This is a genomic window from Myxococcus eversor (genome assembly GCF_010894455.1).
In the GTDB taxonomy this organism is placed as follows: domain Bacteria; phylum Myxococcota; class Myxococcia; order Myxococcales; family Myxococcaceae; genus Myxococcus; species Myxococcus eversor.
This window is the reverse complement of the sequence record NZ_JAAIXY010000115.1, coordinates 1-378: the sequence shown is the minus strand read 5'-3', so window position 1 is coordinate 378 and position 378 is coordinate 1. Positions and strand designations below refer to the sequence as shown.

At 66.7% G+C, this 378-nt stretch carries 1 protein-coding gene; it reads right to left on the bottom strand.

Annotated elements, in window-relative coordinates; translation table 11 throughout:
* A partial coding sequence (locus G4D83_RS45385) for a hypothetical protein (RefSeq protein WP_163871190.1) occupies positions 1-284 on the bottom strand: 284 nt, incomplete at its 3' end.
* Positions 285-378 lie beyond the last annotated feature (94 nt).

Here is a 378-nt window from a genome sequence, read left to right as displayed (position 1 = left end):
TGGAGGATGACGACAGGCTGCCCGCCGCGTCCGCCGGTTTCGCCCCAGGGGTAGCACGTGGCGGTGATGGGGTTGCCCTGCCGGTACTCCAAGGTGCCGTTGCGGGGCATGGACACCCGGATGAGATGGAGCTCGAAGTCCGCGCCCCGTCCCATCGCCTGCTCGATGGTCTGCGCGCCTTGCTGGGCGGGGATGCCGTACTGGCCGTTGAGCGCGTTCTTGAGGCGGTCCTCGACGAACTCCTGGGCATTGCGCTGGGCTTTCGAGCACTGCGCGTCATTCACCTTCACTTCCATGTAGTGGATGACGGTGCCGCGCCTGGTGACGACCTGGGTCCGCGAAGCAAGGCATGTACGAGGGGCCCGAGAGGACGGGTGT